We start from the raw sequence: 4,124 nt of genomic DNA, 5'->3' as shown, positions 1-4,124 counted from the left end.
TCAAAATTGAATTAAAATGATTTGCGCAAATTAAAACAAAAACCATAGTTAAAAATTAACCTTAGGTTAATATGAATATTAAGAATAATTATGTTTATTACCATTTATAAAGGTATGTATTTTATAAGTGAAATTGCATATAACCAAAAAAAAATAAAAAAAATAGATAAAGCAAAAATGACAATATTGAACTAAATAAGCCAGTCCATAAAGTCAATCTCACCGACACCTGGATTGGATTTGCCGTCAACAATATCACAAAGCAACCCGACAATTTCATCGACAGTCAAATCGCTTGCATCAATTTCGCAAATATCTTCCCCATAAATCTCATAAGCTTCCACAGTACAGACTCCCATTGCTTCAGCCTCCAGGTTTTCACGGATTTTAAGCTCAGAATAATCACGGGCTTCAAGCCTGGAGCGTAAAACTTCAGGTCTGACCCTTAAAACAATCACTTTACTTGCACCATGACACAAATGAGCCAAATGACCTTCAAAAATAAGCAAATCATCACCAGATTCGATAATTTCTCCTACTTTTTCATCCAGTGCGTCAATGTCAATGACCTTATATCCCTTTTCATCATCTATTCCCAAAACAAAGTCATTATCAATAGCCAAGTCATTGATTTTAATTAATTTGCAGTTAAGGCTGTCAGCCAACTTTTCGCTGACGGTTGTTTTTCCGGTACATGGAGTACCAGTTATAAAAATAGCTTTATTCATAATATCAAAAAGATATAAGAATTATTTTTTTAAAATAACTCTTAATACATCCTCATCCTCAAGCACATGGTCCGGACCTACCTTCTGGCCTGGGAATTTTACAGAAGTTCCCCAAATCTTTGCATGGCGGAAATTCTTAACGAATTCTCTGTGGAGTTTACCGCATGCATCGATTACGGTAGAACCCTTTTTGATTACAAGCGGATCTTCCATATCCGCCTTTCTGCCTTGCGGCTTTAGATAAACACGAACTAAGTCCAAATTATCAAATATCAAATCCTTCAGTTCATCGATATTTGTATTCTTATCTGCGGAAATCGGAATGAATTCAGGAATGTATTTTTTCAGCTCCTCAATATATGCTTCATCAACCAAATCCACCTTGTTGAGTAAAATCAACATCGGAACATATGATTTGTTTCTGTCAAGCACGTCAATGAACTGGTCCATTGTAACGTCATCCCTAAAGAGCACATCTGCATTGATGTATCCGTACTCATTTAGAATTGATCTGATTGTTTTTTCATCCATATGGGTTAATTTGCAAGTGGATGATACCTTTACACCACCTAACTTTTTCCTTTTAACAGTTACATCTGGAGGACGTTCGTTTGGTCTGATTCCAATAGCTCTGAGTTCTTTTAAAATAACGTTAATATGTTGTGGATTGAATGTGTCCAACACAACCAGAATCAAATCGGCAGTTCTTGCAACAGAGAGGATTTCCTTACCTCTTCCCTTACCGCTGCTTGCACCGGTAATGATTCCAGGAATATCAAAAACTTGAATTTTGGCATTTTTATGTTCCATTACACCCGGAACAATGTCCAAAGTAGTAAACTGATAAGCTCCAACCTTACTTTCAGCATTGGTAATGTTATTTAAGAGAGTAGATTTACCTACAGAAGGAAATCCTACAAGTACAACAGTAGCATCACCAGATTTTTTAACGTGAAATCCTTGTCCTTTGGACCCACCGCTACTTCTCTGTAGGGATTCTTCCTTTAATTTGGATAGTTTAGCCTTGAGTTTACCAATGTGATGTGAAGTTGCTTTATTATATGGTGTCTTTTGAATCTCTTCTTCAATATCCTTTATTTTCTCCTCAATCCCCATTAAATCACCATATTATTAAAATAAAAAAAGTTTAGATTAGGATTGACCTAATCTAAGTGTTTGTTGTGTTATTATTTGAACTACCGCTAGCTCCACCGGCAACGGTATTGTCGAAGTTTACGTTAAACAGCATTACACCATTTTCCACGTGAACATTCTCAAATATGTCCTGACCGGCACCACCCATCAGATACAATCTGGTAAACATTGAATTTGCCAGCTCGTTACTGATTAGAATAGGTGTGTACATGTTGTCCTGACCCATCAGGAACAGAGTGAAGTTAGCGTTCTTGACATTGCCAACCGATTCGTTTTTCATTATATAACCGTCTTCGATTACAATAATGTCTGAAATGTTCAATGGGTTGTAAGGTGTATCATTTATCATAATCTGTTCACCTGTTTCGGTGTAGACCGCTTCAGTATAAGCTGAAGTTGTATTGTTGCCTGCACCTCTTGTAATGACCGCATTGATTGTCATTCCTTGATCATTGAGTATTGACAATTTGCCTGTAGCTCCTGGTTTTACTTCAACCTGCTCTGTTGGAACATAGTAGTTGTAGTTTTCGGAAGATTGGTTTGTAAAGTTCCAAGCACCGAAGTAACTCCACCAACCTGCTTTTTGAAGCATATCTGAAGATGCTACAAATATTACAGGACGTACCTTTTCAGGGTGAGTGTATTGAATAACATCCTGTGCCTGTGCAGCAGTCAAGTGATACTTGCTGACTAAATCCTTTTGAGCATCGTCTGATGTTTTTGGCAAGATGTCAAGTAAAATCTCTGTTGCCTTACCTGTATCACCAGTGTAGTTAACCAATGCTTCGGTAGCCAATGTACCTGTTGAATCCAACATTCTAAAGATACCTGCGGACAATTCAAGATTATCCGTACTCATCGCCTGACCCAGCCAGAATGCACGTTCACCTGACTGAGAACCTCCGTCGAATGTTACTTGCCTGTCGGCAGCAATTTCGAAGAGGTAACCGAAGTCCCACCAGGATGTGATTACGGTATCATTTGCTGTATTTTCATTAATCCATTTCATGGAATTCCACATTGCATCGCTGGTACCAGGTACAACAGAATCGGAAGTCTGGAAAGCACCGCATACTGAAGGTGATACCAATGCAAGAATTACAGCAATAACCAGCACGTATTTTTTAAGCGGAACTTTTTTGCTTGCAATGTCTGATTTGATTGCATAAATGGTAATCAGACCAATTACAACAATTGCAAGGAACAGTAAAATTCCATAAATAGTATTAATTTGAGCCAATGGAATTGCTGCAAGGAAAGCTGCAACAAATAAAACAACAACAATCCATTTATCATTGTTTAATTTATTTTTAATGTAGTCAATTGCAAATCCTGTAAATATACCTGCCATGAGTCCAAACGGCAATACGATTGTGGTAATGAACCTTGAACCTCTACTTACCGCAAGAGCTGTTAGAACAACCCATACAACAAACAGAGTTGCATATAAAACTGTTAAACGTTTGGATGACAGGATTTCATCAGTAGATCCGAAACTGAAACTGCCTAAATTGAGTTTGAATTTATGTTCATCATCAATCTTTTTAGCTGAAGACAGTCTTTTTCCTTTAGGTGGTTTTTTGGTTTTTGACTGAGTTGGTGTTCTTACCTTTCTGAATTTAAATACTTTGCTTACAAATGTGTACAATACTATTAATCCAGCAAATAGGATAGTGATACCGCCCATACCGTTTACAACACCATTAGTGTTTGCTAAAAATGCTGAAACCATACCTTTACCAAGTAAACTTGGCATTTGCATCTCTGCAACGGAAATAAGTACGTTCGGGAATCCTCCTACAACACGGGAAGCTGATTGCAGTGAAAGCAAACCAAGTAATTGTGAAAATATGCCGGTTACACCGCTTACCCCTTGGAAAACCGCAAGACCTACAAATGCAACAACACCCAAAATAACGATTGACAACAGCTCTTTTTGATGTATGAACCATTGAATTTTATTTGGATAATCCTTAGGACTTTCATCACCTACGTTAAATAGGTAGCATGCAATCAAATAAGCAACGGCAAATACGCCCATAAGACCTACGTAAAAGATATAACCAGTCCATGATTGGGAAAACAACCCAATTGAAATAACTGAAAGTATTGCAAACAATACCTTATAAATCAGATTCTCAGTTCTTATACTCTCAACAAAGAAGAATATAAAGAACAGTGAAAATATGTAGTAGAACATATCTGTATCGAAAAATCCTGGGAATGTGTGCGCAAAGTAGT

General features: G+C 37.1%; 3 protein-coding genes. All 3 read right to left on the bottom strand.

The features are described from left to right. Positions 1-191: 191 nt before the first annotated feature. Positions 192-728, bottom strand: a complete 537-nt coding sequence (locus tag Q0W04_RS10485; RefSeq protein WP_298503059.1) for an adenylate kinase family protein — start codon at positions 726-728, stop codon at positions 192-194. Positions 729-749: 21 nt separating this feature from the next. Next, the gene (locus Q0W04_RS10480; protein ID WP_298503057.1) at positions 750-1,844 is read right to left on the bottom strand and encodes a GTP-binding protein; all 1,095 of its coding nucleotides are present in this window, start codon (positions 1,842-1,844) and stop codon (positions 750-752) included. 52 nt (positions 1,845-1,896) lie between these two features. After that, positions 1,897-4,124, bottom strand: a 2,228-nt coding sequence (locus tag Q0W04_RS10475; RefSeq protein WP_298503055.1) for an STT3 domain-containing protein, incomplete at its 5' end; no start/stop codon positions are given.

Origin of the sequence: uncultured Methanobrevibacter sp., assembly GCF_947170395.1 — an archaeon.
Lineage (GTDB): Archaea > Methanobacteriota > Methanobacteria > Methanobacteriales > Methanobacteriaceae > Methanocatella.
The sequence above is the reverse complement of the archived record's forward strand: the minus strand, read 5'-3'. Positions and strand labels throughout refer to the sequence as shown.

Excerpts from the sequence above, each read along its gene's own strand:
- Q0W04_RS10485 (WP_298503059.1), bottom strand. The coding sequence starts at position 728 with ATGAATAAAGCTATTTTTATAACTGGTACTCCATGTACCGGAAAAACA.
- Q0W04_RS10480 (WP_298503057.1), bottom strand. The coding sequence starts at position 1,844 with ATGGGGATTGAGGAGAAAATAAAGGATATTGAAGAAGAGATTCAAAAG.